Origin of the sequence: Mycobacterium sp. E735, assembly GCF_001666955.1 — a bacterium.
Taxonomy (GTDB): Bacteria; Actinomycetota; Actinomycetes; order Mycobacteriales; family Mycobacteriaceae; genus Mycobacterium.
In genome coordinates, this window is sequence record NZ_LZIX01000269.1 from 1 (window position 1) to 26,174 (window position 26,174).

The window sequence follows — 26,174 nt, forward strand, 5'->3', positions numbered from 1 at the left end:
GGGCCGTCGTTCGCGCTGCCGGTCCATTCGGCCAGCAGGTGCGCGGCACCGGAGGCCGGGTGCCGGATGATCAGCGCCTCGGCGGCATCGAGGGCCGGCGCATCGTGATCGTCGGCGACATCCTGCACAGCCGGGTCGCCCGTTCCAACGTCATGCTGCTCAACACCCTGGGCGCCGAGGTGGTCCTGGTGGCGCCGCCGACGCTGTTGCCGGTCGGCGTCGACGGCTGGCCGGTCACCGTCGCGAACGACTTCGACGCCGAGCTGCCCGCCGCCGACGCGGTGCTGATGCTGCGGGTGCAGGCCGAGCGCATGAACGGCGGCTTCTTCCCGTCGGTGCGCGAATACTCCTCGCGCTTCGGGCTTTCCGATCGCCGCCAGGCGATGCTGCCCGGCCACGCCGTGGTGCTGCACCCGGGTCCGATGCTGCGTGGCATGGAGATCGCGTCCTCGGTGGCCGACTCGTCGCAATCGGCCGTACTGCAACAGGTGTCCAACGGTGTGCACGTGCGCATGGCGGTGCTGTTCCATGTGCTGGTCGGCGCCGAGTCGGCCGGAAGTGAGGGTGCGGCGTGAGCGTGCTGATCCGTGGGGTCCGGTTGTACGGCGAGGGCGACCGGGTCGACGTGCTCGTCGATGACGGCCAGATCGCCGAAATCGGCGCGGAGCTCGCGGTCCCCGACACGGCCGACGTCATCGACGCGACCGGGCAGGTGTTGCTGCCCGGGTTCGTCGACCTGCACACCCACCTGCGCGAGCCGGGCCGCGAATACGCCGAGGACATCGAAACCGGCTCGGCCGCAGCGGCTCTGGGCGGATACACGGCGGTGTTCGCGATGGCCAACACCAATCCCGTCGCCGACAGCCCGGTGGTCACCGACCACGTCTGGCACCGCGGCCAGCAGGTCGGACTGGTCGACGTCCACCCCGTCGGCGCCGTCACCGTCGGACTGGCCGGCGCCGAGCTCACCGAGATGGGCATGATGGCGGCCGGGGCCGCGCAGGTGCGGATGTTCTCCGACGACGGCGTCTGCGTGCACGACCCGCTGGTGATGCGCCGCGCCCTCGAGTACGCCACCGGCCTGGGCGTGCTGATCGCCCAGCACGCCGAGGAACCCCGGCTCACCGTCGGCGCCGTCGCCCACGAGGGGCCCGCCGCCGCCCGGCTCGGGCTCTCGGGCTGGCCGCGGGCCGCCGAGGAATCGATCGTCGCCCGCGACGCGCTGCTGGCGCGCGACGCGGGCGCCCGGGTGCACATCTGCCACGCGTCCACCGCCGGCACCGTCGAGTTGTTGAAATGGGCCAAGGATCAAGGCATTTCGATCACCGCCGAGGTCACCCCGCATCACCTGCTGCTCGACGACAGCAGGCTGGCCACCTACGACGGGCGCAACCGCGTCAACCCCCCGCTGCGGGAGGCCGCCGACGCGGTGGCGTTGCGTCAGGCCCTGGCCGACGGCGTCATCGACTGCGTGGCCACCGACCATGCCCCGCACGCCGAACACGAGAAGTGCGTGGAATTCGCCGCGGCCCGCCCGGGCATGCTGGGCCTGCAGACCGCGCTGTCGGTCGTGGTGCACACCATGGTGACGCCCGGGCTGCTGACCTGGCGCGACGTCGCGCGGGTGATGAGCGAAAACCCCGCGCGCATCGTCGGGCTGCCCGATCACGGCCGCCCGCTGGAGGTGGGGGAGCCGGCCAACCTGACGGTGGTGGACCCGGAGGCCACCTGGACCGTCGCCGGGTCCGATCTGGCCAGCCGGTCGGCCAACACGCCGTTCGAGTCGATGGCCCTGCCGGCCACCGTGACGGCGACGCTGCTGCGGGGCAAGGTCACCGCTCGAGACGGGAAGTGCCCGGCATGAATTCAGGCACGCTGGTGGGGTCGCTGATCTTCGCGGCGGTGCTGGTGGTGGTGATCGCGGTGGTGATCCAGCTGATGATGCGCAGCTGGCGGCGTCGCTCGGAGCGGCAGGAGGAGCTGATCGGCGACCTGCCCGACGTGCCCGACCAGGTGGGCGCGGCGCTCATCACCACCCGGGGCCACTATTGCGGTTCCATGATGGCGCCGGGTTGGCACGAGCGGATCGCGGCCGGCGACATGGGTTTCCGCAGCAAGGCGGTACTGACCCGCTATGCCGGCGGGATCATGGTGGAACGCTTGCGCGCCCAACCGATTTGGATACCGAAAGACGCGATCACCGGTATCCGCATGGAGCGCAGCATGGGCGGCAGGGCCACGGCCCGGATCGGGATCCTGGCGATTCGGTGGCGGCTGCCGTCGGGAGCCGAGATCGACACCGGCTTTCGGGCGAATCACCGCGAGGAATACACCGAGTGGCTGGAGTCCCAGCAGGAGGGAGCCGCGTGAACAACAAAGCACTGCTCGTGCTCGAAGACGGCCGCGTGTTCACGGGCACGCCGTTCGGCAAGGTCGGCCAAACGCTCGGCGAGGCGGTCTTTTCCACCGGCATGTCCGGCTACCAGGAGACGCTGACCGATCCCAGCTATCACCGGCAGATCGTGGTGGCCACCGCTCCGCAGATCGGCAACACCGGCTGGAACACCGAGGACGCCGAGAGCCGTGGCGACAAGATCTGGGTCGCCGGCTACGCGGTGCGCGACCCGTCGCCGCGGGCGTCCAACTGGCGCGCCACCGGCACCCTGGAGGACGAGCTGGTGCGCCAGCACATCGTCGGGATCGCCGGCATCGACACCCGCGCGGTGGTGCGCCATCTGCGCACCCGTGGGTCGATGAAGGCGGGGGTGTTCTCCGGTGAGGCGCTTGCCGACCCCGCCGAGCTGGTCGAGCGGGTGCGCGGACAGCAGTCGATGCTCGGCGCCGATCTCGCCGGGGAGGTCAGCACGCCGGAGCGCTACATCGTGGAACCCGAAGGACCACCGGGATCTTCGAGGTTCACGGTGGTCGCGCTCGATCTGGGGATCAAGACCAACACGCCGCGCAACTTCGCCCGCCGCGGGGTACGCAGCCACGTGTTGCCGTCGTCGACCACGTTCTCCCAGATCGCCGACATCTCACCCGACGGGGTGTTCTTGTCCAACGGCCCGGGCGATCCCGCCACCGCCGACCACGTCGTCGCGCTCACCCGCGAGGTGCTGGGCGCCGGAATCCCGTTGTTCGGCATCTGTTTCGGCAACCAGATCCTGGGCCGCGCGCTGGGGCTGTCCACCTACAAGATGGTGTTCGGCCACCGCGGCATCAACATCCCGGTGATGGACCACGCGACCGGGCGGGTGGCGGTGACCGCGCAGAACCACGGCTTCGCGCTGGAAGGCGAGGCCGGCCAGTCCTTCGACACCCCGTTCGGCCCCGCGGTCGTCAGCCACACCTGCGCCAACGACGGGGTCGTCGAGGGCGTCAAACTCGCCGACGGGCGGGCGTTCTCGGTGCAGTACCACCCGGAGGCCGCCGCCGGACCCCACGACGCGGAATACCTGTTCGACCAATTCATCGACCTGATGGCAGAGGGGCGCTGATGTACCTCGCCGCGAGCGTGCGCAGTTGTACGCGGTGCACGGCGTGTCGCCGTGGCAACACGCACCCTCGCGCAATGGAAGGGAGCAACTGATGCCGCGGCGCAGTGACCTCAACCACGTGCTGGTGATCGGCTCGGGGCCGATCGTCATCGGCCAGGCGGCCGAATTCGACTACTCCGGCACCCAGGCCTGCCGGGTGCTGCGGGCGGAGGGGCTGCAGGTCAGCCTGATCAACTCCAACCCGGCCACCATCATGACCGACCCGGAGTACGCCGACCACACCTACGTCGAGCCGATCACCCCGGCCTTCGTGGAGCGGGTGATCGCCCAGCAGGCCGAGCGCGGCAACAAGATCGACGCGCTGCTGGCCACGCTGGGCGGGCAGACCGCGCTGAACACCGCCGTCGCGCTGTTCGAGAACGGCGCGCTGGAGCGCCACGGCGTCGAGCTGATCGGGGCGGACATCGACGCCATCCAGCGCGGCGAGGACCGGCAGATGTTCAAGGACATCGTCGCCAAGGTCGGTGGTGAATCCGCCCGCAGCCGAGTGTGTTTCACCATGGAAGAGGTCCGCGAGACGGTCGAGGAGCTCGGGCTGCCGGTCGTGGTGCGGCCCAGCTTCACGATGGGCGGGCTGGGGTCGGGCATGGCGCGGTCCGTCGAGGAGGTCGACCGGATGGCCGGCGCCGGCCTGGCCGAAAGCCCCAGCGCCAACGTGCTGATCGAGGAATCGATCTACGGCTGGAAGGAATTCGAGCTCGAGCTGATGCGCGACGGCAACGACAACGTGGTCGTGGTCTGCTCGATCGAGAACTTCGACCCGATGGGCGTGCACACCGGAGACTCGGTCACCGTCGCGCCGGCGATGACGCTGACCGACCGGGAATACCAGCGGATGCGCGACCTGGGCATCGCGATCCTGCGCGAGGTCGGGGTGGACACCGGCGGCTGCAACATCCAGTTCGCGATCAACCCGGTCGACGGGCGGCTGATCGTCATCGAGATGAACCCGCGGGTGTCGCGGTCCAGCGCGCTGGCCTCCAAGGCCACCGGTTTCCCGATCGCCAAGATCGCCGCGAAGCTGGCCATCGGGTACACCCTCGATGAGATCGTCAACGACATCACCAAGGAAACGCCGGCCTGCTTCGAACCGACGCTCGACTACGTCGTCGTCAAGGCGCCGCGGTTCGCGTTCGAGAAGTTCCCCGGCGCGGACCCCACCCTGACCACCACGATGAAGTCGGTCGGCGAGGCGATGTCGTTGGGCCGCAACTTCATCGAGGCGCTCGGCAAGGTGATGCGGTCGCTGGAGACCACCCGCGCGGGTTTCTGGACCAAGCCCGACCCGGACGGGGATGTCGCCGAGGTGCTGGACCGGCTGCGCACCCCGACCGAGGGCCGGCTCTACGACATCGAGCTGGCGCTGCGGCTGGGCGCGTCGATCGAGCAGGTCGCCGAGGCCAGCGGCGTCGACCCGTGGTTCGTGGCCCAGATCGGCGAGCTGGGCAAGCTGCGCGCCGAGCTGGTGGACGCCCCGGTGCTCGACACCGACCTGCTGCGGCGGGCCAAGCACAGCGGGCTGTCGGACCGCCAGATCGCCTCGCTGCGGCCGGAACTGGCGGGGGAGAACGGAGTGCGTTCGCTGCGCGAGCGGCTCGGCATCCACCCGGTGTACAAGACCGTCGACACCTGCGCGGCCGAGTTCGAGGCCAAGACGCCGTATCACTACAGCAGCTACGAACTCGACCCGGCCGCCGAGACGGAAGTCGCGCCGCAGGCCGAGCGGCCCAAGGTGCTGATCCTCGGGTCGGGACCCAACCGCATCGGCCAGGGCATCGAATTCGACTACAGCTGCGTGCACGCCGCAACCACGTTGAGCCAGGCCGGCTTCGAGACCGTGATGGTCAACTGCAATCCCGAGACGGTGTCGACCGACTACGACACCGCCGACCGGCTGTACTTCGAGCCGCTGACGTTCGAGGACGTCCTCGAGGTGTACCGCGCCGAGCAGCAATCGGCCGGCGCGGGCCCCGGCGTGGTCGGCGTCATCGTGCAACTGGGCGGCCAGACCCCGCTCGGGCTGGCGCAGCGCCTGGCCGACGCCGGGGTCCCCATCGTGGGCACCCCGCCGGAGGCGATCGACCTGGCCGAGGACCGCGGCGCGTTCGGCGACGTGCTGGCCGGCGCCGGCCTGCCCGCACCGAAATACGGCATGGCAACGACTTTCGCGCAGGCCCGCCGGATCGCCGAGGGCATCGGTTATCCCGTGCTGGTGCGGCCGTCATACGTGCTGGGCGGCCGCGGGATGGAGATCGTCTACGACGAGGAGACGCTGGAGGGCTACATCACCCGCGCCACCGAGCTCTCGCCCGAGCACCCGGTGCTGGTCGACCGGTTCCTCGAGGACGCGGTGGAGATCGACGTCGACGCGCTGTGCGACGGCGCGGAGGTCTACATCGGCGGCATCATGGAGCACATCGAGGAGGCCGGCATCCACTCCGGCGACTCGGCGTGCGCGCTGCCCCCGGTCACGCTGGGCCGCAGCGACATCGAGAAGGTGCGCCGAGCGACCGAGGCCATCGCCCACGGCATCGGGGTGATCGGGCTGCTCAACGTGCAGTACGCCCTCAAGGACGACGTGCTCTACGTCCTGGAGGCCAACCCGAGGGCGAGCCGCACCGTTCCGTTCGTGTCGAAGGCCACTGCCGTGCCGCTCGCCAAGGCGTGCGCCCGGATCATGTTGGGCGCCACCATTGCCCAGCTGCGTGACGAAGGCATGCTGGCGGCGTCCGGGGACGGTGCCCACGCGGCCTTCGACGCCCCGATCGCCGTCAAGGAGGCGGTCCTGCCGTTCCACAGGTTCCGCCGGATCGACGGGGCGGCCATCGATTCGCTGCTGGGCCCGGAGATGAAGTCCACCGGCGAGGTGATGGGGATCGACCGCGACTTCGGCACCGCCTTCGCCAAGAGTCAGACGGCCGCCTACGGCTCGCTGCCGGCCGAGGGCACCGTGTTCGTCTCGGTTGCCAACCGGGACAAGCGCTCCCTGGTGTTCCCGGTCAAGCGGCTGGCCGACCTGGGCTTCCGCGTCCTGGCCACCGAGGGCACCGCGGAGATGTTGCGGCGCAACGGCATTCCGTGTGACGAGGTCCGCAAGCACTTCGAGCCCCCCCAGGCGGGCCGCCCGGCCGCGTCGGCCGTCGACGCGATCAAGGCCGGCGAGGTCGACATGGTGATCAACACGCCGTACGGCAACTCCGGGCCACGCATCGATGGCTACGAGATCCGTTCGGCCGCGGTGTCGGTCAACATCCCCTGCGTCACCACGGTGCAGGGCGCCTCCGCCGCCATCCAGGGCATCGAGGCGGGCATCCGCGGCGACATCGGCGTGCGGTCCCTGCAAGAACTGCACAGCGTGATCGGCCTGGGCGCCGCGCCCGGCGAAGGCGCCCGGTGACCGGGTTCGGCGTCCGCCTGGCCGAGGCGAAAGCGCAACGCGGCCCGCTGTGCGTGGGCATCGACCCGCATCCCGAGCTGCTCCGCGCCTGGGATTTGCCGACCACCGCCGACGGACTGGCCGCCTTCTGTGACATCTGCATCGAGGCGTTCGCCGGCTTCGCCGTGGTCAAGCCCCAGGTGGCGTTCTTCGAGGCCTACGGCGCCGCCGGGTTCGCGGTGCTCGAACGCACCGTCGAGGCCCTGCGTTCGGTCGGGGTGCTGGTGCTGGCCGACGCCAAGCGCGGGGACATCGGCACCACGATGGCGGCCTACGCCGCCGCCTGGGCCGGCGACTCGCCACTGGCGGCCGACGCCGTCACGGCCTCGCCGTACCTGGGATTCGGGTCGTTGCGGCCGCTGCTGGAAGCCGCCGCCGCTCACGACCGGGGCGTGTTCGTGCTGGCGGCGACCTCCAACCCGGAGGGCGCCACCGTGCAGCGCGCCGCGTTCGACGGCCGCACGGTGGCCCAGCTGGTGGTCGACCAGGCGGCGGTGGTGAACAAGTCGGCGACGCCGTCGGGGCCCGGGTACGTCGGCGTGGTGGTGGGCGCGACGGTGCTCGAGGCGCCCGATCTCAGCGCGCTGGGCGGGCCGGTGCTGGTGCCCGGGCTCGGTGTGCAGGGCGGACGGCCCGACGCGCTCGCCGGGCTGGGCGGGGCGGCCCCCGGCCAGCTGCTGCCCGCGGTGGCCCGCGAGGTGCTGCGGGCCGGGCCGGGCGTGGACGAACTGCGGGCGGCGGGCGAGCGGATGCTGGACGCCGTCGCCTATCTGGGCGCGCCGTAGGGCCGCCCCGGCGCTCAGTCGGACGCTAGGGCCGTACTTGGCCGCGCGGTCTCCACGATCACCGTGGTCGCCTTGACGACCGCCACGGCGACGCTGCCGGGCCGCAACTGCAGTTCCTCGGCGGCCTCGGTGCTCATCAGCGACACGACGGTGAACGGGCCGCACTGCATCTCGACCTGGGACATCACCTTGTCGCTGGTGACCCTGGTGACCAGCCCGACGAAGCGGTTGCGGGCCGAGCTGCCGATGCTGAGCGGGTCGGGCGGCGGGGCGGGGGCGTTGTTCCGGGAAAACCGGGCCAGATCTTCGCTGGCGATGACCTTGCGGCCCGCCGCGTCGTGGCTGACCGTCAGCGATCCCTGGTTGATCCAGCGCCGGACGGTGTCGTCGCTGACTCCGAGCAGTTCAGCGGCCTGACGGATCCGCAGGTTCGACACCGCTAGATGGTAACTCGCGGGGTATTAGCTGGCGGCCGTACCAGCGAAGGGCGTCGTCGCGCCACGCGGGGGCCGCGCGGGTGCGACACGCGCGACACGCAACGAAAAATGCGTGATCCCCGGCACGAGGCGTTTCGCCGCGCCGCGGCCGCCCTTGGCCGCCGCCCCGGCGGCCGGCCGGACGCCGGGCCCACTCGGTAAAACCGCAGCTCAGAGCCCATATTTCGGATCAGGGCCGGGCGCTCGCAAAGCGCAGGCGGGGCCCGGCCGGGCGGTCATCGCATGCGTCCGCCGGACGGCATTTTCCGGCCACAGGCGGGGCTCATGCTGGGAGTTTGTCCCCTGAACCAGGGGGCCGGGTTAGATTTCGTCAGGAGGCCTGAGTACGGTCGTCTCCGCTGGCAGAAGAACCGGCGAGACAAAAAGAGATCGATTGAAATTGATTGATCAGATACGGAGGAATCGTGGCCCTTCCCCAGTTGACCGACGAGCAGCGCGCGGCCGCGTTGGAGAAGGCTGCTGCCGCACGTCGAGCACGAGCAGAGCTCAAGGACCGGCTGAAGCGCGGCGGCACCAACCTCACCCAGGTGCTCAAGGACGCCGAGACCGACGAAGTCCTTGGCAAGATGAAGGTTTCTGCGCTTCTCGAGGCGTTGCCCAAGGTGGGCAAGGTCAAGGCGCAGGAAATCATGACTGAGCTGGAGATCGCCCCCACCCGCCGCCTGCGCGGCCTCGGCGACCGCCAGCGCAAGGCCCTGCTGGAAAAGTTCGGCTCCTAGCCCGGCCCCGGCCAACCCGCGCTATGGGCCACCAGCCCAGGAGCGCCAGTGAGCGCTAGCGGGGGACCGGACGTCGAGCACGGCACGCGTCCCGCACCACCAGGTAAGGGGCGTGTGGTCGTGCTGTCCGGTCCCTCCGCGGTCGGCAAGTCGACAGTCGTCCGCTGCCTGCGCGAGCGAATTCCGGAGCTGCATTTTTCCGTCTCGGCCACGACGCGGGCGCCGCGGCCGGGCGAGGTCGACGGCGTCGATTACCACTTCGTCAGCCCGGACCGCTTTCAGCAGCTCATCGACGACGGCGCGCTGCTGGAATGGGCCGAGATCCACGGCGGACTGCACCGGTCGGGCACCCTGGCCGAGCCGGTGCGGACCGCCACCGCGGCCGGGATCCCGGTACTCATCGAGGTCGACCTGGCCGGCGCCAGGGCCGTCAAGAGGGCGATGCCCGAGGCCATCACGGTGTTCCTGGCGCCGCCCAGTTGGGAGGACCTGGAGGCCAGACTCGTCGGCCGCGGCACCGAAACGCCGGAGGCCATGCAGCGCCGCCTGGAGACCGCCCGCGTCGAGATGGCGGCCCAGGACGACTTCGACGAGGTCGTGGTCAACAGTCAATTGGAGTCCGCGTGCGCCGAATTGGTATCCTTGCTGCTAGGAACTGCGCCGAGTCCGCATGACCCACCTGGCCAGACCAGGAGCCAGACCAGATCCAATCGAGATTGAGCATTCGAATCATCAGCGGTAGCCAATCCGTTTCGGGGCTCTGACCGCCAAGGAGTTTGACCTAAGTGAGCATTCCGCAGTCCGACGCGGCGCTGGCCGCCGTCCCCGACCGGTTCGACCCATCGGCCGGGGGGCAGGGCGCCTACGACACCCCGCTGGGCATCACCAACCCGCCCATCGACGAGCTGCTCGACCGCGTGTCGAGCAAGTACGCCCTGGTGATCTACGCCGCCAAGCGGGCCCGTCAGATCAACGACTACTACAACCAGCTCGGCGAGGGCATCCTCGAATACGTTGGGCCGCTGGTCGAGCCGGGGCTTCAGGAGAAGCCGCTGTCGATCGCGCTGCGCGAGATCCACGCCGACCTGCTCGAGCACACCGAGGGCGAGTAACAGGGCAGGGCCGGCCAACTGTGGACCGCAAACGGATTGTCGTCGGCGTCTCCGGTGGCATCGCCGCCTACAAGGCGTGCACGGTAGTTCGTCAGCTCTCCGAGGCCGGCCATCTGGTCCGGGTCGTGCCCACCGAGTCCGCGCTGCGGTTCGTCGGGGCCGCCACGTTCGAGGCGCTGTCCGGCCAGCCGGTGCACACCGGCATCTTCGAGAACGTCCCGGAGGTGCCGCACGTCCAGCTCGGCCAGCAGGCCGATCTGGTGGTGGTAGCGCCGGCCACCGCGGACCTGCTCGCCCGCGCGGTGCACGGCCGCGCCGACGACCTGCTGACCGCCACCCTGCTCACCGCGCGATGCCCGGTGTTGTTCGCGCCGGCCATGCACACCGAGATGTGGTTGCACCCGGCCACCGTCGACAACGTGGCCACCCTGCGCCGCCGCGGGGCGGTGGTGCTGGAGCCGGCGTTCGGGCGGCTCACCGGGTCCGACAGCGGCTCCGGCCGGCTGCCCGAGGCCGAGGAGATCACCACGCTCGCCCAACTGCTGCTGGAACGCCACGACGCGCTCCCGTACGACCTCGCCGGCTGCAAGCTCCTGGTCACCGCGGGCGGCACCCGCGAACCGATCGACCCCGTGCGCTTCATCGGCAACCGCAGCTCCGGTAAGCAGGGCTACGCGGTGGCGCGCGTCGCCGCCCAGCGCGGCGCCGAGGTCACGCTGATCGCCGGGCACACCGCGGGCCTGATCGACCCGGCCGGCGTCGAGGTGGTCCACGTCAGCTCGGCCGAGCAACTCGGCGACGCGGTGGCCAAGCACGCGCCCGCGGCCGACGTGCTGGTGATGGCCGCGGCCGTCGCCGACTTCCGCCCCGCGCAGGTTTCCGCCGCGAAGATCAAAAAGGGCTCGAACGACCGGGAACAGCCACCGACGATCGAGCTGGTCCGCAACGACGACGTGCTGGCCGGTGCGGTGCGGGCGCGCGCCGGCGGCGAGCTGCCCAACATGCGGGCCATCGTCGGGTTCGCCGCCGAAACGGGCGACGCCAACGGCGATGTGCTGTTTCACGCCAGGGCCAAGCTGCGCCGCAAGGGTTGCGACCTGTTGGTGGTCAACGCGGTGGGCGACGGCAGGGCGTTCGAGGTGGACAGCAACGACGGCTGGCTGCTGGCCTCCGACGGCACCGAGTCGGCGCTGCAACACGGCTCCAAGACGCTGATGGCCAGTCGTATCGTGGATGCGATCGCCACGTTCCTGCACGGCGGCGGGTAATACGGTTCGATTTTGCTGTGGCGCGGGGCCAGGCGCCGGCCGGCCCGATGCCAGCCGATATAATTCGGTTAACTAACTATTCGGAAGGATTCGATTGTGAGCGAAAAGGGTCGCCTGTTTACCAGTGAGTCGGTGACTGAGGGACATCCCGACAAGATCTGTGACGCGATCAGCGACTCGGTCCTCGACGCCCTGCTGGCGCAGGACCCCCGCTCACGCGTCGCGGTGGAGACGCTGGTCACCACCGGTCAGGTGCACGTCGTCGGTGAGGTGACGACGACGGCGAAGGAGGCGTTCGCCGACATCACCAGCACGGTCCGCGCGCGCATTTTGGACATCGGCTACGACTCGTCGGACAAGGGCTTCGACGGGGCGTCGTGCGGGGTGAACATCGGCATCGGCGCCCAGTCGCCCGACATCGCCCAGGGCGTCGACACCGCCCACGAGGCGCGCGTCGAGGGCGCCGCGGACCCGCTGGACTCCCAGGGCGCCGGCGACCAGGGCCTGATGTTCGGCTACGCGATCGCCGACACCCCCGAGCTGATGCCCCTGCCCATCGCGCTGGCCCACCGGCTGTCACGGAAGCTGACCGAGGTGCGCAAGAACGGCACGCTGGGATACCTGCGCCCGGACGGCAAGACCCAGGTCACCATCGCCTACGAGGACGACGTCCCCGTACGCCTCGACACCGTGGTCGTCTCGACGCAGCACGCCGACGGCATCGACCTGGAGAAGACGCTCGACCCCGACATCCGGGAGCACGTGCTCAAGAGCGTGCTGAGCGAGCTGGCGCACGACACCCTGGATTCGTCGTCGACCCGGGTGCTGGTCAACCCGACCGGCAAGTTCGTCCTCGGCGGGCCGATGGGCGACGCCGGCCTCACCGGCCGCAAGATCATCGTCGACACCTACGGCGGCTGGGCCCGCCACGGCGGCGGCGCCTTCTCCGGTAAGGATCCGTCCAAGGTGGACCGGTCGGCGGCGTACGCGATGCGCTGGGTGGCGAAGAACATCGTCGCCGCCGGGCTCGCGGAGCGCGTCGAGGTGCAGGTGGCCTACGCCATCGGCAAGGCGGCCCCGGTCGGCCTGTTCATCGAGACGTTCGGCACCGCGACGGTAGACCCGGTCAAGATCGAGAAGATCGTGCCCGAGGTGTTCGACCTGCGGCCCGGCGCGATCATCCGTGACCTGGACCTGCTGCGTCCGATCTACGCGCAGACCGCCGCCTACGGCCACTTCGGCCGCACCGACGTCGAACTGCCGTGGGAGCAGCTCGACAAGGTCGACGACCTCAAGCGCGCTATCTAGGCAGCGGGTGGTCGGCGTCCAGCGCCGGCAATCCATCGATGCTTCGCCGGTTGCGCCCGACCAGGCGAACGTAGGCCTCGCCGGGCGCCTTGCTGTGGTAGTCGTCGAGCACCGGGCGTTCGTCGACGAGCTCGTAGTACGGCACCGCGAACCCGCACGCGTCGGCGATTCGCTCGAGATCGACGACGATGACGGCGCGCACGCCCGCGTGCGGGTTCCCGAACTTGCCGACGAATTCGCCGAACTCGGCGTCGTCGGGGCGGACCACCCGTCCGGTGCCGAACAGCCGCAGGATGCGCGAGTTGCGGGTGAACGAGCAGAACATGATGGTGATCCGGCCGTTGTCACGCAAGTGCGCAATCGTTTCCACCCCGCTGCCGAACAGGTCCAGATAGGCCACGGTGTGATCGTCGATGACCGCGAAGGTGTCCCGATACCCTTTGGGGGAGAGGTTGATTCGGCCTCCCTCGGACGGCGCGGTGGCGACGAAGAACATGGCCTGATCGTTGATGAACTCGGTGAGCGACTCGTCGAGACGCGGAAACTCCTTGGCCACGCGTGCAGCCTAGCGCCGGGTGGTGACAGCCATCACCCTGTTTTCGGTGCGTTCGCTAGGCGGAACTGCCGGTGAATCGGTAGTCGTCGAGGTCGAAGCGCCGGCTGCGCCAATAGGCCTCGACGGTGGTGGTGGGCCGCAGCGGGACGTCGCCGTTCTTGTCGAAGTAGTAGCTGTTCGCCAGTCGGCAGCTGTCCTGCCAGAAGATCTGCCGGTGCCGTCGGCGCAGCATCTCGGCGAAGTACCGGTCGTTGGCCTCGTCGGTCACCTCCACGCGCGTCGCGCCGTCGCGCTGCGCCCGTTTCAGGCACCGCACGATGTGGTGGGTCTGCGTCTCGATCAGCGCGAAATACGACGAGCCCACGTAGCCGTACGGGCCGAAAACCGTGAACAGGTTGGGGAAATCGGGCACGCTCACGCCCTCGTAGGCCTGCAGCCGGTGCTCGTCCCAAAACCGGCTCAACGACTTGCCGCCGCTGCCCGTCACCGCGAACGTCGGGACGTCGTCGGGATCCATCACCTTGAAACCGGTGGCCAGGATCAGCACGTCTATCTCATGGGCTTCGCCGTCGGTGGTGGCCACCGCCGTGGGCGTGATCTTGTCGATCGGCTCGGTGACCAGTCGCACGTTGTCGCGGTTGAACGTGGCCAGGTACTCGTTGTGGAAGCCGGGGCGCTTGCAGCCGACCGCGTAGCGCGGGGTGAGTTGGTCGCGCACCGTGGGGTCGTCCACCTGTTTGCGTAGGTAGGCCAGCCCCGCCGACTCCATCCTCTTGGCCAGCGGCACCACCGTGAAGTAGTGCGCGGAGATCGGGAAGGTGACTTCGACGAAGGCCTGGCTGAGCAGCCGCTGCACGATCTTGCCGCCCGGGATCCGCATCGCCCAGCGGGCCGGGGCCGGCAGCGCGACGTCCAGCTTGGGGAAGCACCAGATCGGGGTGCGCTGGAAAACGGTGAGCTGCTTGACAATCGGCGCGATTTCGGGAATCACCTGGACGGCCGAGGCGCCGGTGCCGATGATCGCGACGCGCTTGCCGCTCAGATCCTGGTCGTGATCCCAGCGCGCGGTGTGCATCGTGACGCCGCCGAAGCTGTCCACGCCGTCGATGTCGGGCAGGTTGGGCACGGTGAGCACGCCGCACGCGCTGATCAGGAAGCGGGCGGTGACGGTTCCGCCGGGGTCGGTCTGCACCCGCCACAGGGACCGCTCGTCGTCGAACTCGGCGGATTGCACCTTGGTGTTCAACCGGATTCGCGATCGGATGCCGTACTTGTCGACGCAGTGTTCGGCGTAGGCCTTGAGTTCGCGGCCCCGCGCGTAGGTCCGCGACCAGTCCGGGCTCTGCTCGAAGGAGAACTGGTAGGAGAACGACGGGATGTCCACGGCGATACCGGGATACGTGTTCCAGTGCCACGTCCCGCCGACCCCGTCGCCCGCCTCGACGACGAGATAGTCGGACAGCCCGGCGTTGTCGAGCTTGATGGCGGCGCCGATCCCGGAGAAGCCGGCGCCGACGATCAGCGTGTGGTAGTCGGGAGTGCTGCTCATCGTGACCGCCTAGGGGTGTAGCGCCTTCTTCAGCGCGGCCAGCCCGCGGTCGGTGGCAGCGGAGGCCGCGGGGATCACCAGGGCGAAGCTCGCGTAGCCGTGCACCAGGTTGGGCTCGTTGCTCAATTCCGCGGGCACGCCGGCGGCGTCGAGCAGCTCGGCGTAGCGGGCCCCGTCGTCGCGCAGCGGATCGTGTTCGGCGGTCGCGATGTAGGCGGGCGGCAACCCGGACAGGTCCGTCGCGTTCGCCGGGGCCAGGGTGGTGGGCAGCACCGTCGGGTCGCTGATGTCGATGTCGGGCAGATACCACGCCAGGAAGGCGTCGATCACGTCGCGGTCCAGGATGGGCGCGTTGGCGTTGTCGGTGTAGGACGGCAGCGACAGGTCGGCGGTGACGACCGGGTACCAGAGCAGCTGGAAGCTCAGCTCCGGCCCGGCGTTCGCGGTGGCCAGGTGCGCCATCACGGCGGCCAGGTTGCCGCCGGCCGAGTCGCCGGCGACGGCGATCCGGCCGGGGTCACCGCCCAGCTCCGCGGCGTTCTCGGCGACCCACTGCAGCGCCGCCCAGGAGTCGTGCACGCCGGCCGGGAACGGGTGCTCGGGGGCGAGCCGGTAGTCCACGGACACCACGATGGCCTCGGCGCCGACGGCGTGCGCGCGGGCCAGGGGGTCGTGGGTGTCGAGGTCACCGAGGCAGAAGCCGCCGCCGTGATAGAAGACGACGACGGGCAGCGGCTCTTCGGGTTCCAGGGGCGGCCAGTAGATCCGCACTCCGACGTCGCTGACGTCGCCATGTCCGATCGTGCGCTCCTCGACGCGCAGGTCGGGCAGCATCTCGGGTGGCACCTTGAGCATTCGCAGCCGCGAGCGCGCGGTCTCCACGCCGTCGGCTGCGGTGAAGGTCATCGGGAAGGCGTCGAGCAACGCCTTGAACGTCGGGTCGATCCCCGGTCGGGCGAAGGTGGGCTCCGTCATGGATTCACCGTACGCTCCGGCTTCAGCGGCGTAGCCCCGTTCGCAGGGCCGTCAGCCCGCGTTCCATCGCGGCGGTGGCCGCGGGCACCACGCCGCCGTAGCCGAGGTAACCGTGCACCAGCGTCTCTGCGTTGTGCACCTCGACGGTCACGCCGGCGGCGGCAAGGCGTTCGCCGTACCGGATGCCGTCGTCGCGCAGCGGGTCGTGACCCGCGACGGCGATGTAGGCGGGCGGCAGGTTGGACACGTCGCCGGCCCGCCCGGGCGCCATGCCCGGCGGCGGGGCGGACAGGTCGACTTCGCCCGCGTACCAACGCGAGAACTCGGCGACGGCCTTGACGTCGAGGATCGGCGCGCCGGCGTTTTCGGTGAAGGACGGCAGCGACGCGTCCCACATCGTCGACGGGTACCACAGCAGCTGAAACGCGATGGCCGGTGCGCCGTGGTCCCGCGCCCGATGGGCCATCACCGCGCTGATCGTGCCACCGGCCGAATCCCCGGCCACGCCCATCCGGTTCGGGTCACCGCCCAGCCCGGCGGCGTTCTCGGCGACCCAAAGCGTTGCGGCCCAGGCGTCTTCGATCGCGGCGGGGTAGGGGTGCTCCGGCGCCAGCCGGTAGTCGACGGAGACCACGATGGCGTCGGCGCCGACCGCGTGCTGGCGGGCCGTGCCGTCGTAGCTGTCGAGGTCGCCCACCACGAATCCGCCGCCGTGGAAATACAGCACGACGGGCGGGGTGGCGCTCTCGGATTCGATTGGCGGCCAATAGATCCGGACGCCGACCGACCCTCCTGGACCGGGGATGGCGCGGTCCTCGACGCGCAGCTCGGGGTGCAGCGGCCGGCGGGGCAGGTCGCGGAACCGTTGCCGCGCCGCGTCGACGCCGTCCTCGGTGGATAGCCGGAACGGAACCGCATCCAGTACCTTCTGCAGGATGGGGTCGATAGCGGGCTTTTCGTCGGCTGTGTTGTCCAAGCTGGGCATGGACGTACCGTACGCACCTCGGCTGGTGTTCGGCGGCTGGGTGCTGGCAGGCTGGGCGGCCCTCGGTTACGGCGTGTACCTGACGGTGTTGGCGCTGGGTTCGGAGCCGGGGGCCGAGCTGACCGGGCACTGGGTGGCGCAGCCGCTGTTCAAGGCCTCGATGGCGCTGTTGCTGACCGCCGCCGCGGCGGGCCACGCCGTCGTGCGTGAGCGGCGTTGGCTGATGCCGGCGCTGCTGCTGTCGGCCGTCGGTGACTGGTCGCTGGCGATCCCGTGGTGGGCCCAGTCGTTCGTCGTGGGCCTTGGCGCATTCCTGTTGGCGCACTTGTGTTTCCTGGGCGCGCTGCTGCCCCTGGCCGCCAGGCGCCCGTCGCGGTTGCGCATCGCCGCCGTGGTCGCGATGTGTGTGGCCACCGTCGCGCTGCTGGCCTGGTTCTGGCCGCACCTGGGCAAGCTGACGCTCCCGGTGGCGGCCTACATTCTGGTGCTGACCGCGATGGTGTGCGCCGCTCTGGTGGCGAAGCTGCCGACGATCTGGACGGCGGTGGGGGCGGTGTGTTTCGCGGCGTCGGATTCGCTGATCGCCATCGGCCGCTTCATCCTGGGCAACGAGGCGCTGGCAGTGCCGATCTGGTGGTCGTACGCCGCGGCGCTGATCCTGATGACCGCGGGGTTCTTCTTCGGTCGTGAGGTGCCGGCCGACGCCGGCACCCCGGAACCGGCCGAAAGCTGACCCGGACGGTACGGGGTTGAGCACCAGCCGGGCCATGAGAGCGCCTTGAGCGGCAGCGCGCGCACACCCGTTCAGGTCGAGCCCATTGCCCGGGTGCTGCCGATGCTCTCGGTGCCGCACCTGGACCGCGAGTTCGATTACCTGGTGTCGGCCGAGCAGTCCGACGACGCCCAGCCGGGGGTGCGGGTGCGGGTGCGGTTTCACGGCCGGCTGGTCGACGCGTTCGTGCTGGAGCGCCGCAACGACACCGACCATCAGGGCAAGCTCGGTTACCTGGACCGCGTCGTCTCGGCCGAACCGGTGCTGACAGCCGAGATCCGCCGGCTGGTCGACGCGGTGGCGGCGCGCTACGCCGGCACCCGGCCGGACGTCCTGCGCCTGGCGGTGCCGCCCCGGCACGCGCGGGTGGAGCGCGAACCGACGGCGGCGGTGCGGCCGCCGCCACCCGCGCCGGTCGACCCGTCGGCGTGGGCGGTCTACGGGCGGGGCGCCCAGTTCCTGGACGCCCTGGCCGAGTCCCGCGCCGCGCGGGCCGTCTGGCAGGCCCTGCCGGGGGAGTCGTGGGCGGACCGGTTCGCCGAGGCCGCCGTGCAGACGATCCGCGCAGGTCGGGCGGTGCTGGCGATCGTGCCCGACCAGCGCGACCTGGACTCGCTGGTGCGGGCCGCGGCCGCGCGGATCGACGAGAGCGGCGTGGTGGCGCTGTCGGCCGGGCTGGGGCCGGCGGCCCGCTACCGGCGATGGCTGGCAGCGTTGCGCGGTCAGGCCAGGCTGGTGATCGGCACCCGCAGCGCGGCTTTCGCGCCGCTGAGCGATCTGGGTCTGGTGATGGTGTGGGCGGACGCCGACGACAGCCTGGCCGAGCCCCGGGCGCCGTACCCGCACGCCCGCGAGGTGGCGATGCTGCGCGCCCACCAGGCGCGGTGCGCGGCGCTGATCGGGGGCTACGCGCGCACCGCCGAGGCGCAGGCGTTGGTGCGCAGCGGGTGGGCGCACGACATCGTCGCGGCCCGGGCGGTGGTGCGCGCCCGCACGCCGCGGGTGGTCGCCCTCGACGACACCGGTTACGCCGACGAACGCGACCCGGCCGCGCGGACCGCGCGCATCCCGTCGATCGCGCTGCGCGCCGCCCGCTCGTCGCTGGAGGCCGGGGCGCCGGTGCTGGTGCAGGTGCCGCGGCGCGGATACGTCCCGTCGCTGGCCTGCGCGCGCTGCCGCACCATCGCCCGGTGCCGGCACTGCACGGGTCCGCTCTCCCTGGCCGAGTCGTTGCGGGAGGGCGGCCCGGCGCTGGTCTGCCGTTGGTGCGGGCGGACTGAGCCGACGCGGCGCTGCGCGCGCTGCGGGTCGGACGCGGTGCGCGCCGTGGTCGTCGGGGCGCGCCGCACCGCCGAGGAACTCGGGCGCGCGTTTCCCGGCACCGCGGTGGTCACCTCGTCGGGCGAGGGCGTCGTTCCGCAGGTGGCCGCGGGCCCGGCGCTGGTGGTGGCCACGCCGGGGGCGGAGCCCGCCGCGGCGGGCGGTTACGGGGCGGCGCTGCTGCTGGACACCTGGGCGCTGCTGGGCCGCCAGGACCTGCGCGCCGCGGAGGACGCGCTGTGGCGCTGGATGTCCGCCGCGGCGCTGGTGCGTGCCCGCGGCGACGGCGGGGTGGTGCTGGCGGTGGCCGAATCGTCGATTCCCACGGTGCAATCGCTGATCCGCTGGGATCCGGTGGGTCATGCCGAGGCCGACCTGGCGGCCCGGACAGAGGTGGGCCTGCCGCCGAGCGTGCACATGGCGGCCCTGGACGGCGCCGCCGACGCGGTGGCGGCGCTGCTCGAGGAGGCCGGGTTACCGGAGGGCGCCGACGTGTTGGGGCCGGTGGATTTGCCGGCGGGTATCCGCCGGCCGGCGGGGACCCCGGCCGGCGTGCCGGTGACCAGGATGCTGGTGCGCGCCCGCCGGGAGCAGGGGCTGGCGCTGGCCGCGGCGCTGCGCCGCGGCGTGAGCGTGTTGTCCGCGCGCCAGACCCACGAGCCGGTCCGGGTGCAGATCGATCCGCTGCACATCGGATGACCTCGCCAAATCCTGCCCGAGGCGATAGTATGCGTCGGAAATAATGCCTGACTACGACATTGGAAGGTTGTTACACTTCCTGGTCTTCTGCCGCCGATAGGCCGGAGACGATCCCGAAGAAGGGGCGAGATGGCAGCGGAGAACGTGACCACGGCGGACGATTCGCTGGACGTAATCACCGACGCTTTGCTGACGGCTTCCCGCTTGCTGGTCGCCATTTCGGCGCGGTCCATCGGGCAGGTGGACGAGACCATCACGATTCCGCAGTTCCGGACGCTGGTGATCCTGTCCAATCGGGGCTCGGTGAACCTCGCCACGCTGGCCGGCCTGCTCGGGGTGCAGCCGTCGGCCACCGGGCGGATGGTCGACCGGCTGGTCGCGGCCGGGCTGATCGACCGCCTCCCGCACCCGACCTCCCGGCGCGAGCTGCTGGCCGCGCTGACGAAGCGCGGGCGCGAGGTCGTTCGCCAGGTCACCTCCTACCGGCGCGCCGAGATCGCGGCCATCGTGGAAAAGATGCCGCCGGCGGAGCGCCACGGGCTGGTGCGGGCCCTGACCGCCTTCACCGCCGCCGGCGGCGAGCCGGACGTTCACCTCGACGCCGAGATCGACCTTTAGCCGTCACCGCTTCTCGGCGGTGACCAGCAGGTACTCCCAGTCCATGCTGCCGTAGGCGAGATATTGCTCCGCGAGCTCGACGAGTTGCGCGTCCAGCTCGGCGGCCAGCACGCGGTTGTGGCCGATGTTCGTGTAGGCCTCGATCGTCGGGCCGTAGTGGTTCTTGAAGTAGGCGTGCACCGCCTCGGCGCTGTCGAACCGGTTCACTTTGAGCAGTCCGCGCACCGCGGTCACCCGCCCGACGCGGCGGCCCAGCAGTCCGGTGACGTAGCCCTCGCGCCCCCACAGCGCGGCGGGCGGCACGGCCTGCGACAGGCTGGGGCGGTACGGCCGGATGGTGGCGAGCATCCGGCCGAAGAATCCCTCCGGCGTCCAACTGATCACGCCGATCGTCCCGCCCGGCCGGCAGACCCGGACCAGCTCGTCGGCGGCCCGCTGCTGATCGGGGGCGAACTGGATGCCGATCGCGGACATCACGACGTCGAACTCGCCGTCGCCGAAGGGCAGCGCGTGCGCGTTGGCTTCCCGGTAGTCGAGCGTCAGGCCCTGCGCCGCGGCGCGGGCCCGCGACCGCTGCAGCAGCTCGGGGGTGAGGTCGCTGGACACCACCGTGGCACCCGTGGCGGCCGCGGGCAGCGAGATGTTTCCGGAGCCGGCGGCGACGTCGAGCACGCGGACGCCGGGGCCGATGCCGGTGGCCCTGACCAGGACCGGGCCCAACGGCGCCATCACTTCCTCGGCCATCAGGGCGTAGTCTCCCAGCGCCCATACGGTGCGATGCACGGCGCTGTCGCTGATCGTCGTGTCGAGGGTCATCAGACCTCCTTCGTGGTAAGGAAAAGGGCTGCCCACTCGACCCCGTTGTCACCAGCACGGCAGTGCGGTCACATCGGCAGATGGTAACCGCTAGAAACAGTATGCATGAGAAATAATCGACCCGCGCAAGTTTTTGGTGGGTGGCGGGCGCCGCTTTCTAGACTGTGCCGGTGCGTCTCGTCTTCGCCGGCACCCCCGAACCCGCGCTGCCCGCGCTGCGCCGCCTCATCGACTCGCCCCGTCACGAGGTGATCGCCGTGCTGACCCGGCCCGACGCGGCCGTCGGCCGACACGGTCGGCCGCAGCCGTCGCCGGTGGCCCGCGAAGCGCTCGACCGGGGCATCCCGTTGCTGCGGCCGGCGCGGCCGAACTCGGACGAATTCGTCGCCGAACTGCGAGAGCTGGCGCCCGACTGCTGCGCCGTCGTGGCCTACGGCGCCTTGCTGCGCGACGGCCTGCTCGGCGTGCCCCCGCACGGATGGATCAACCTGCACTTCTCGCTGCTACCAGCCTGGCGCGGGGCGGCGCCGGTGCAGGCGGCGATCGCGGCCGGGGACACCGTCACCGGCGCGACGACCTTTCAGATCGAGCCCAGCCTGGACTCCGGGCCCGTCTACGGCGTCGTCACCGAGACGATCCGGCCGACCGACACCGCCGGGGAACTGCTTGGGCGACTGGCCGTTTCGGGCGCGGCGCTGCTGTCGACCACCATGGACGGCATCGAAGACCGGACGTTGACGCCGCGACCGCAACCCGCCGACGGGGTCAGCATCGCGCCGAAGATCACCGTCGAGCAGGCCCGCGTGCGCTGGGACCTGCCGGCGCCGGTCGTGGAGCGCCGGATCCGCTCGGTCACACCCAATCCGGGCGCCTGGACGCTGATCGGCGACCTGCGCATCAAGCTCGGCCCGGTGAGTATCGACGCCGATGCCCCAGAACCGTTGGCGCCCGGCGCTATTCACGTTGACCGCAAGAACGTGTGGATCGGCACCGGCTCGCAGGCGGTGCGGCTGGGCCAAATTCAACCACCCGGCAAGAAGCTCATGAGCGCGGTCGACTGGGCCCGGGGAGCGCGTCTCGACTCCGCGGCGCGGGCGACATGAGCCCGCCGCGGCCCACCGACCGCGGGCGCGGCAGGCGGCGGCGGCCGTTCGACCCGGCACGCGCCGCCGCGTTCGACGTGCTGCGGGCGGTCAGCGAGCGCGACGCCTACGCGAACCTGGCCCTGCCCGCCCTGCTGCGCGAACGCGGAATCGGCGGCCGCGACGCCGCGTTCGCCACCGAACTGACCTACGGCACCTGCCGCACCCGGGGCCTGCTCGACGCGGTCATCGGGGCCGCCGCCAACCGGTCGCCGGACACCATCGACCCGGTGCTGCTCGATCTGCTCCGGTTGGGCACCTACCAGTTGCTGCGCACCAGGGTCGACACCTACGCCGCGGTCTCGACGACGGTGGAACAGGCGGGGATCGAATTCGATTCGGCGCGAGCGGGTTTCGTCAACGGCGTACTGCGCGCCGTCGCCGCCCGGGACGAGAAGTCCTGGGTCGAGGAGCTGGCGCCCGATTCGGCGCGCGATCCGGTCGGTCATGCCGCCTTCGTGCACGCGCACCCGCGCTGGATCGCGCAGGCCTTCGCCGATGCGCTGGGGCCGGCCGCGGCCGAGCTCGACGCGGTGCTGGCCAGCGACGACGACCGCCCGCAGGTGCACCTGGCGGCCCGCCCCGGTGTGCTGAGCGCCGCCGAGCTGGCCGACGCCGTCGGCGGCACGGTCGGCCGGTATTCGCCCTACGCGGTGTACCTGCCGGGCGGCGACCCGGGTCGGCTGGCCCAGGTACGCGATGGCGCCGCGCTGGTCCAGGACGAGGGCAGCCAGCTGGTCGCGCGGGCGCTGACCTTGGCGCCGGTCGAGGGCGATGCGGGGCGGTGGCTGGACCTGTGTGCCGGACCGGGCGGCAAGACCGCGCTGCTGGCCGCGCTGGGCTCGGAGTCCGGGGCCCGCGTCACGGCCGTGGAGCCCGCGCCCCGCCGCGCCGACCTGGTTGTGCAGAACACCCGCGGCCTCCCGGTCGACGTGCTGCGGGTGGACGGGCGGCAAAGCGGACTCGAGCCGACGTTCGACCGGGTTCTCGTCGACGCGCCGTGCACCGGGCTGGGCGCGCTGCGGCGCCGGCCCGAGGCCCGGTGGCGACGCCAGCCGGGCGACGTGCCCGCGCTCACCAAATTGCAGCGCGAGCTGCTGGGCGCCGCGATCGAGCTGACCCGGCCGGGCGGTGTGGTGCTCTACGCGACCTGCTCGCCGCATCTCGCCGAGACCGTCGGCGTGGTGGCCGACGCGCTGCGCCGGCATCCGGTGTCCGCGTTGGACACTCGGCCGCTCTTCGAGCCGGTCACCGGGCTGGGGGATGGGCCGCACGTCCAGCTCTGGCCGCATCGACACGGCACCGATGCGATGTTCGCGGCCGCGGTGCGCCGAGAAGCGGGGTAGGGCCGCGGCGAGCGCCCGGGCAATCGGGCGCGGGCGGGGAACGGCGCGGCTTGCCGGCGTGAAGCCGCCGGCGGCGCTCAGTAGTCTGGCGCACATGTCTGGCAACACCGGTAGGCCGCTGATCGCGCCGTCCATCCTGTCCGCCGATTTCGCGCGGCTAGCCGACGAGGCCGCCGCCGTCGTGGGCGCCGACTGGCTGCACGTCGACGTGATGGACAACCACTTCGTGCCGAACCTGACCATCGGCCTGCCGGTGGTCGAAAGCCTGCTGGCCACCACGAACATCCCGATGGACTGCCATCTGATGATCGAGGACCCCGACCGGTGGGCGCCCGGCTACGCCGAGGCCGGCGCCTACAACGTGACGTTCCACGCCGAGGCCACCGACAACCCGGTCGGCGTGGCGCGCGATATCCGCGCCGCGGGCGCCAAGGCCGGCATCAGCGTCAAGCCGGGCACCCCGCTCGAGCCGTACCTGGAGATCCTGCCGCAGTTCGACACGCTGCTGATCATGTCGGTCGAACCCGGCTTCGGCGGCCAAAGCTTCATCCCCGACGTGCTGAGCAAGGTGCGCACCGCGCGCAAGCTGATCGACGCCGGGGAGCTGACGATCCTGGTCGAGATCGACGGCGGCATCAACGACGACACCATCGAGCAGGCCGCCGAGGCCGGCGTCGACTGCTTCGTCGCCGGGTCGGCCGTTTACGGCGCGGAGGACCCGGAGGCCGCCATCGAGGCGCTGCGGAGGCAGGCCGCCGCCGCCTCACCGCACCTGCGCCGATGAACCAGCCCGCGGGCGGCCTCGACGCGGCCATGCGCCTGGCGATCGAGCAGTCCAACCACGTCAAGGGCACCACCTATCCGAACCCGCCCGTGGGTGCGGTCATCCTGGACTCCGCGGGCGTGGTCGTCGGCGTCGGTGGTACCGAACCCGCCGGCGGCGACCACGCCGAGGTGTTGGCGTTGCGGCGGGCCGGCGACCTGGCGGCCGGTGGAACCGCGGTGGTCACCCTCGAGCCTTGCAACCACTACGGCAAGACCCCGCCGTGCGTGAACGCCCTCCTGGCCGCCGAGCTCGCGGCGGTGGTTTACGCCGTCGCCGACCCGAACCCGGACGCCGCCGGTGGCGCGGCCCGGCTGACCGAGGCCGGCGTGCGGGTGACGGCCGGGGTGCTGGGCGACGAGGTGGCCGGCGGGCCCTTGCGGGAGTGGCTGCACAAGCAGCGGACCGGGCTGCCGCACGTCACCTGGAAGTACGCCGGCAGCGTCGACGGCCGCAGCGCGGCCGCCGATGGCACCAGCCAATGGATTTCCAGCGAGGCCTCGCGGCTGGACCTGCATCGCCGCCGCGCGGCGGCCGACGCGATCGTGGTCGGCACGGGCACCGTGCTTGCCGACGATCCGGCGCTGACCGCCCGGTTGCCCGACGGCTCGCTGGCCGACCGGCAACCGCTGCGCGTGGTGGTGGGAATGCGCGAAATACCTTCGGAGGCAAAGGTTCTCAACGACGACTCGCGGACCATGGTGATTCGCACGCACGACCCCATGGAGGTGATCAAGGCGTTGTCGGACCGCACCGACGTCCTGCTGGAGGGCGGTCCCACCCTCGCGGGCGCGTTCCTGCGGGCGGGGGCGGTCAACCGCATCCTGGCGTACGTCGCGCCGACGCTGCTGGGCGGCCCGATCTCCGTCGTCGACGACGTCGGGGTGCCCACCATCGCGCGGGCGTTGCGCTGGCATTTCGACGGAGTGGACCGGCTCGGGCCGGATCTCGTGCTCAGCCTGGTTCCACGCGTCGATTAGCGGTGACCGGCCGAATCGCCTTGCATCGGGTCCTTGCCGGTTAGGCCGCGCGCACGCTTGTCGGCATACATGTCTGCGTCGGCAAGACGCATGACGTCGCGCTCGCCGGCGGCAATGCCTGCGCTGAAGTCGACCGGCGCGCCGACCTCGGCCCACCGGCGGCGGAGCCGATCGAGGATCCGCCCGGCCTCTGGAGTATCGGCATCGATCAGCAGGAGGAGGAATTCGTCGCCGCCGATGCGGAAGGCGACGTCATTCTTGCGGGCCGACCGGCGCAGCGCGTCGGCGAAGGCGACCAGAACTTCATCGCCGGCCTCGTGGCCGTGACGGTCGTTGTAGCGCTTGAAGTTGTCGAGATCGGCGAGCACCACGGCGCACCGGCCGGCGTGTTGCGACAGCCGGTGTGCCAGGGTGGTCCGGTTCAGCAATCGGGTCAACGCGTCGGTCTGCGCGATGTCGCGCAGTAACAGGCTCTGCTGCACGAGCCGGTCGATGAGCCAGGCCGGCACCTCCGCGACGAGGACCCACATGGTCGCGGCCAGCACCACGGTCAGCGTCGAGGCGGGAAGCGGTTTCACGCAGGCCACCACGAACGCCGCGGCGCCGAGCGGGAGCAGGGCCAGTGAGCGCCACCGCCGACCGGTGAGGCCGAGGTAGGCGAAGGTGATCGTGATCGTGCCGGGGAAGTCGCGCGTGGCGGCCGGTTCGATGGCTCCGGCGAGGAGGGTGACGACAAGCGACGCCACCGGCCATCCCACCAGCAATCCGCGCCGGCCTTGCCAACCGCGGAGCCGGCCCGTCAGCGCGACGAACGCCGCCAGCAACGCGGCCGCGCCGAGCGCCCAATTCAGGGTGGTGTCGCGGCCGGTGGTTCCGGCGTGCGCTCCGGCCGCGGCGTATAAGCCGAGCAT

At 71.1% G+C, this 26,174-nt stretch carries 24 protein-coding genes and 1 pseudogene; 18 read left to right on the forward strand and 7 right to left on the reverse strand.

The window, feature by feature from the left end; genetic code table 11:
* The 6 genes and pseudogenes from A5704_RS21995 to pyrF form a co-directional block, all read left to right on the forward strand.
* Positions 1-575, forward strand: a pseudogene (locus A5704_RS21995) (hypothetical protein); the annotation flags it as partial.
* Positions 572-1,864 carry a dihydroorotase gene (locus A5704_RS22000; RefSeq protein WP_067783395.1) on the forward strand — a complete coding sequence of 431 codons (1,293 nt, stop codon included), beginning with the start codon at positions 572-574 and terminating at the stop codon, positions 1,862-1,864. The pseudogene A5704_RS21995 and the gene A5704_RS22000, both read left to right, overlap by 4 nt.
* Positions 1,861-2,370: a transporter gene (locus tag A5704_RS22005; protein WP_067753082.1), complete on the forward strand. Its 510-nt coding sequence runs from the start codon at positions 1,861-1,863 to the stop codon at positions 2,368-2,370. Before A5704_RS22000 ends, A5704_RS22005 begins: the two co-directional genes overlap by 4 nt.
* The gene (carA, locus tag A5704_RS22010; protein ID WP_067783398.1) at positions 2,367-3,497 is read left to right on the forward strand and encodes a glutamine-hydrolyzing carbamoyl-phosphate synthase small subunit; all 1,131 of its coding nucleotides are present in this window, start codon (positions 2,367-2,369) and stop codon (positions 3,495-3,497) included. The genes A5704_RS22005 and carA overlap by 4 nt, the downstream gene beginning before the upstream one ends.
* A gap of 91 nt (positions 3,498-3,588) precedes the next feature.
* Positions 3,589-6,954 carry a carbamoyl-phosphate synthase large subunit gene (gene carB / locus A5704_RS22015; RefSeq protein WP_067753085.1) on the forward strand — a complete coding sequence of 1,122 codons (3,366 nt, stop codon included), beginning with the start codon at positions 3,589-3,591 and terminating at the stop codon, positions 6,952-6,954.
* Positions 6,951-7,778: an orotidine-5'-phosphate decarboxylase gene (gene pyrF / locus A5704_RS22020; RefSeq protein ID WP_067783401.1), complete on the forward strand. Its 828-nt coding sequence runs from the start codon at positions 6,951-6,953 to the stop codon at positions 7,776-7,778. The genes carB and pyrF overlap by 4 nt, the downstream gene beginning before the upstream one ends.
* A gap of 14 nt (positions 7,779-7,792) precedes the next feature.
* Here the strand turns inward: pyrF and A5704_RS22025 are convergent, their stop codons facing one another.
* Positions 7,793-8,215: a molybdopterin-binding protein gene (locus A5704_RS22025; RefSeq protein WP_067752906.1), complete on the reverse strand. Its 423-nt coding sequence runs from the start codon at positions 8,213-8,215 to the stop codon at positions 7,793-7,795.
* A 464-nt stretch (positions 8,216-8,679) separates the two neighbouring features.
* Between A5704_RS22025 and mihF the strand changes: the two genes are divergently transcribed.
* The 5 genes from mihF to metK all read left to right on the forward strand — a co-directional run bounded on the left by mihF (position 8,680) and on the right by metK (position 12,682).
* Positions 8,680-8,994, forward strand: a complete 315-nt coding sequence (gene mihF / locus A5704_RS22030) for an integration host factor, actinobacterial type (RefSeq protein WP_007171927.1) — start codon at positions 8,680-8,682, stop codon at positions 8,992-8,994.
* 48 nt (positions 8,995-9,042) lie between these two features.
* Positions 9,043-9,714, forward strand: coding sequence for a guanylate kinase (gene gmk / locus A5704_RS22035; protein ID WP_156670051.1), 672 nt, complete (start codon positions 9,043-9,045; stop codon positions 9,712-9,714).
* A 65-nt stretch (positions 9,715-9,779) separates the two neighbouring features.
* The gene (gene rpoZ, locus A5704_RS22040; protein ID WP_067752911.1) at positions 9,780-10,106 is read left to right on the forward strand and encodes a DNA-directed RNA polymerase subunit omega; all 327 of its coding nucleotides are present in this window, start codon (positions 9,780-9,782) and stop codon (positions 10,104-10,106) included.
* A 20-nt stretch (positions 10,107-10,126) separates the two neighbouring features.
* On the forward strand, positions 10,127-11,374 hold the full coding sequence (gene coaBC, locus A5704_RS22045; RefSeq protein ID WP_067783404.1) for a bifunctional phosphopantothenoylcysteine decarboxylase/phosphopantothenate--cysteine ligase CoaBC: 1,248 nt from the start codon (positions 10,127-10,129) through the stop codon (positions 11,372-11,374).
* 96 nt (positions 11,375-11,470) lie between these two features.
* Entirely contained in the window at positions 11,471-12,682 is a 1,212-nt protein-coding gene (gene metK / locus A5704_RS22050) for a methionine adenosyltransferase (protein WP_067783408.1), read from the forward strand.
* Here the strand turns inward: metK and A5704_RS22055 are convergent.
* The 4 genes from A5704_RS22055 to A5704_RS22070 are packed head-to-tail and all read right to left on the reverse strand — an operon-like array spanning position 12,675 to position 16,747.
* Positions 12,675-13,238 carry a pyridoxamine 5'-phosphate oxidase family protein gene (locus A5704_RS22055; protein ID WP_067752920.1) on the reverse strand — a complete coding sequence of 188 codons (564 nt, stop codon included), beginning with the start codon at positions 13,236-13,238 and terminating at the stop codon, positions 12,675-12,677. The two genes, metK and A5704_RS22055, sit on opposite strands and share 8 nt — an antisense overlap.
* Positions 13,239-13,293: 55 nt before the next feature.
* Positions 13,294-14,787, reverse strand: a complete 1,494-nt coding sequence (locus A5704_RS22060; RefSeq protein ID WP_067783411.1) for an NAD(P)/FAD-dependent oxidoreductase — start codon at positions 14,785-14,787, stop codon at positions 13,294-13,296.
* Positions 14,788-14,796: 9 nt separating this feature from the next.
* Positions 14,797-15,762: an alpha/beta hydrolase gene (locus A5704_RS22065; RefSeq protein WP_067752927.1), complete on the reverse strand. Its 966-nt coding sequence runs from the start codon at positions 15,760-15,762 to the stop codon at positions 14,797-14,799.
* Positions 15,763-15,784: 22 nt separating this feature from the next.
* The gene (locus A5704_RS22070) at positions 15,785-16,747 is read right to left on the reverse strand and encodes an alpha/beta hydrolase (RefSeq protein ID WP_067752930.1); all 963 of its coding nucleotides are present in this window, start codon (positions 16,745-16,747) and stop codon (positions 15,785-15,787) included.
* On the opposite strand from A5704_RS22070, the gene A5704_RS22075 reads away from it, so the two are divergent.
* From A5704_RS22075 to A5704_RS22085, 3 genes are all read left to right on the forward strand, one after another.
* Positions 16,746-17,480, forward strand: a complete 735-nt coding sequence (locus A5704_RS22075; RefSeq protein ID WP_067891082.1) for a lysoplasmalogenase — start codon at positions 16,746-16,748, stop codon at positions 17,478-17,480. The genes A5704_RS22070 and A5704_RS22075 overlap by 2 nt on opposite strands.
* Before the next feature lie 45 nt (positions 17,481-17,525).
* Positions 17,526-19,538 carry a primosomal protein N' gene (locus A5704_RS22080; protein ID WP_231969200.1) on the forward strand — a complete coding sequence of 671 codons (2,013 nt, stop codon included), beginning with the start codon at positions 17,526-17,528 and terminating at the stop codon, positions 19,536-19,538.
* Between the two features lie 129 nt (positions 19,539-19,667).
* Entirely contained in the window at positions 19,668-20,156 is a 489-nt protein-coding gene (locus A5704_RS22085; protein ID WP_067783046.1) for a MarR family winged helix-turn-helix transcriptional regulator, read from the forward strand.
* Between the two features lie 3 nt (positions 20,157-20,159).
* Here the strand turns inward: A5704_RS22085 and A5704_RS22090 are convergent, their stop codons facing one another.
* Entirely contained in the window at positions 20,160-20,972 is an 813-nt protein-coding gene (locus tag A5704_RS22090) for a class I SAM-dependent methyltransferase (RefSeq protein WP_067783044.1), read from the reverse strand.
* A 170-nt stretch (positions 20,973-21,142) separates the two neighbouring features.
* Between A5704_RS22090 and fmt the strand changes: the two genes are divergently transcribed.
* The 4 genes from fmt (at position 21,143) to ribD (ending at position 25,263) form a co-directional block, all read left to right on the forward strand.
* Complete coding sequence (fmt, locus tag A5704_RS22095; RefSeq protein ID WP_067783058.1) at positions 21,143-22,075, forward strand: methionyl-tRNA formyltransferase; 933 nt, start codon at positions 21,143-21,145, stop codon at positions 22,073-22,075.
* On the forward strand, positions 22,072-23,460 hold the full coding sequence (locus A5704_RS22100) for an RsmB/NOP family class I SAM-dependent RNA methyltransferase (protein WP_067891060.1): 1,389 nt from the start codon (positions 22,072-22,074) through the stop codon (positions 23,458-23,460). The genes fmt and A5704_RS22100 overlap by 4 nt, the downstream gene beginning before the upstream one ends.
* Positions 23,461-23,554: 94 nt before the next feature.
* Positions 23,555-24,244: a ribulose-phosphate 3-epimerase gene (gene rpe / locus A5704_RS22105; protein WP_067753097.1), complete on the forward strand. Its 690-nt coding sequence runs from the start codon at positions 23,555-23,557 to the stop codon at positions 24,242-24,244.
* Entirely contained in the window at positions 24,241-25,263 is a 1,023-nt protein-coding gene (ribD, locus tag A5704_RS22110) for a bifunctional diaminohydroxyphosphoribosylaminopyrimidine deaminase/5-amino-6-(5-phosphoribosylamino)uracil reductase RibD (RefSeq protein ID WP_067891063.1), read from the forward strand. The genes rpe and ribD overlap by 4 nt, the downstream gene beginning before the upstream one ends.
* Here ribD and A5704_RS22115 read toward each other — a convergent pair.
* Positions 25,260-26,087, reverse strand: a complete 828-nt coding sequence (locus tag A5704_RS22115; protein WP_231969201.1) for a GGDEF domain-containing protein — start codon at positions 26,085-26,087, stop codon at positions 25,260-25,262. The genes ribD and A5704_RS22115 overlap by 4 nt on opposite strands.
* Positions 26,088-26,174 lie beyond the last annotated feature (87 nt).

Coding starts and splice junctions, on each gene's coding strand:
- A5704_RS22090 (WP_067783044.1), bottom strand. CDS start 20,972: ATGACCCTCGACACGACGATCAGCGACAGCGCCGTGCATCGCACCGTA.
- carB (WP_067753085.1), top strand. CDS start 3,589: ATGCCGCGGCGCAGTGACCTCAACCACGTGCTGGTGATCGGCTCGGGG.
- A5704_RS22075 (WP_067891082.1), top strand. CDS start 16,746: ATGGACGTACCGTACGCACCTCGGCTGGTGTTCGGCGGCTGGGTGCTG.
- A5704_RS22070 (WP_067752930.1), bottom strand. CDS start 16,747: ATGCCCAGCTTGGACAACACAGCCGACGAAAAGCCCGCTATCGACCCC.
- A5704_RS22005 (WP_067753082.1), top strand. CDS start 1,861: ATGAATTCAGGCACGCTGGTGGGGTCGCTGATCTTCGCGGCGGTGCTG.
- A5704_RS22060 (WP_067783411.1), bottom strand. CDS start 14,787: ATGAGCAGCACTCCCGACTACCACACGCTGATCGTCGGCGCCGGCTTC.
- A5704_RS22085 (WP_067783046.1), top strand. CDS start 19,668: ATGGCAGCGGAGAACGTGACCACGGCGGACGATTCGCTGGACGTAATC.
- A5704_RS22100 (WP_067891060.1), top strand. CDS start 22,072: ATGAGCCCGCCGCGGCCCACCGACCGCGGGCGCGGCAGGCGGCGGCGG.
- rpe (WP_067753097.1), top strand. CDS start 23,555: ATGTCTGGCAACACCGGTAGGCCGCTGATCGCGCCGTCCATCCTGTCC.
- ribD (WP_067891063.1), top strand. CDS start 24,241: ATGAACCAGCCCGCGGGCGGCCTCGACGCGGCCATGCGCCTGGCGATC.
- A5704_RS22065 (WP_067752927.1), bottom strand. CDS start 15,762: ATGACGGAGCCCACCTTCGCCCGACCGGGGATCGACCCGACGTTCAAG.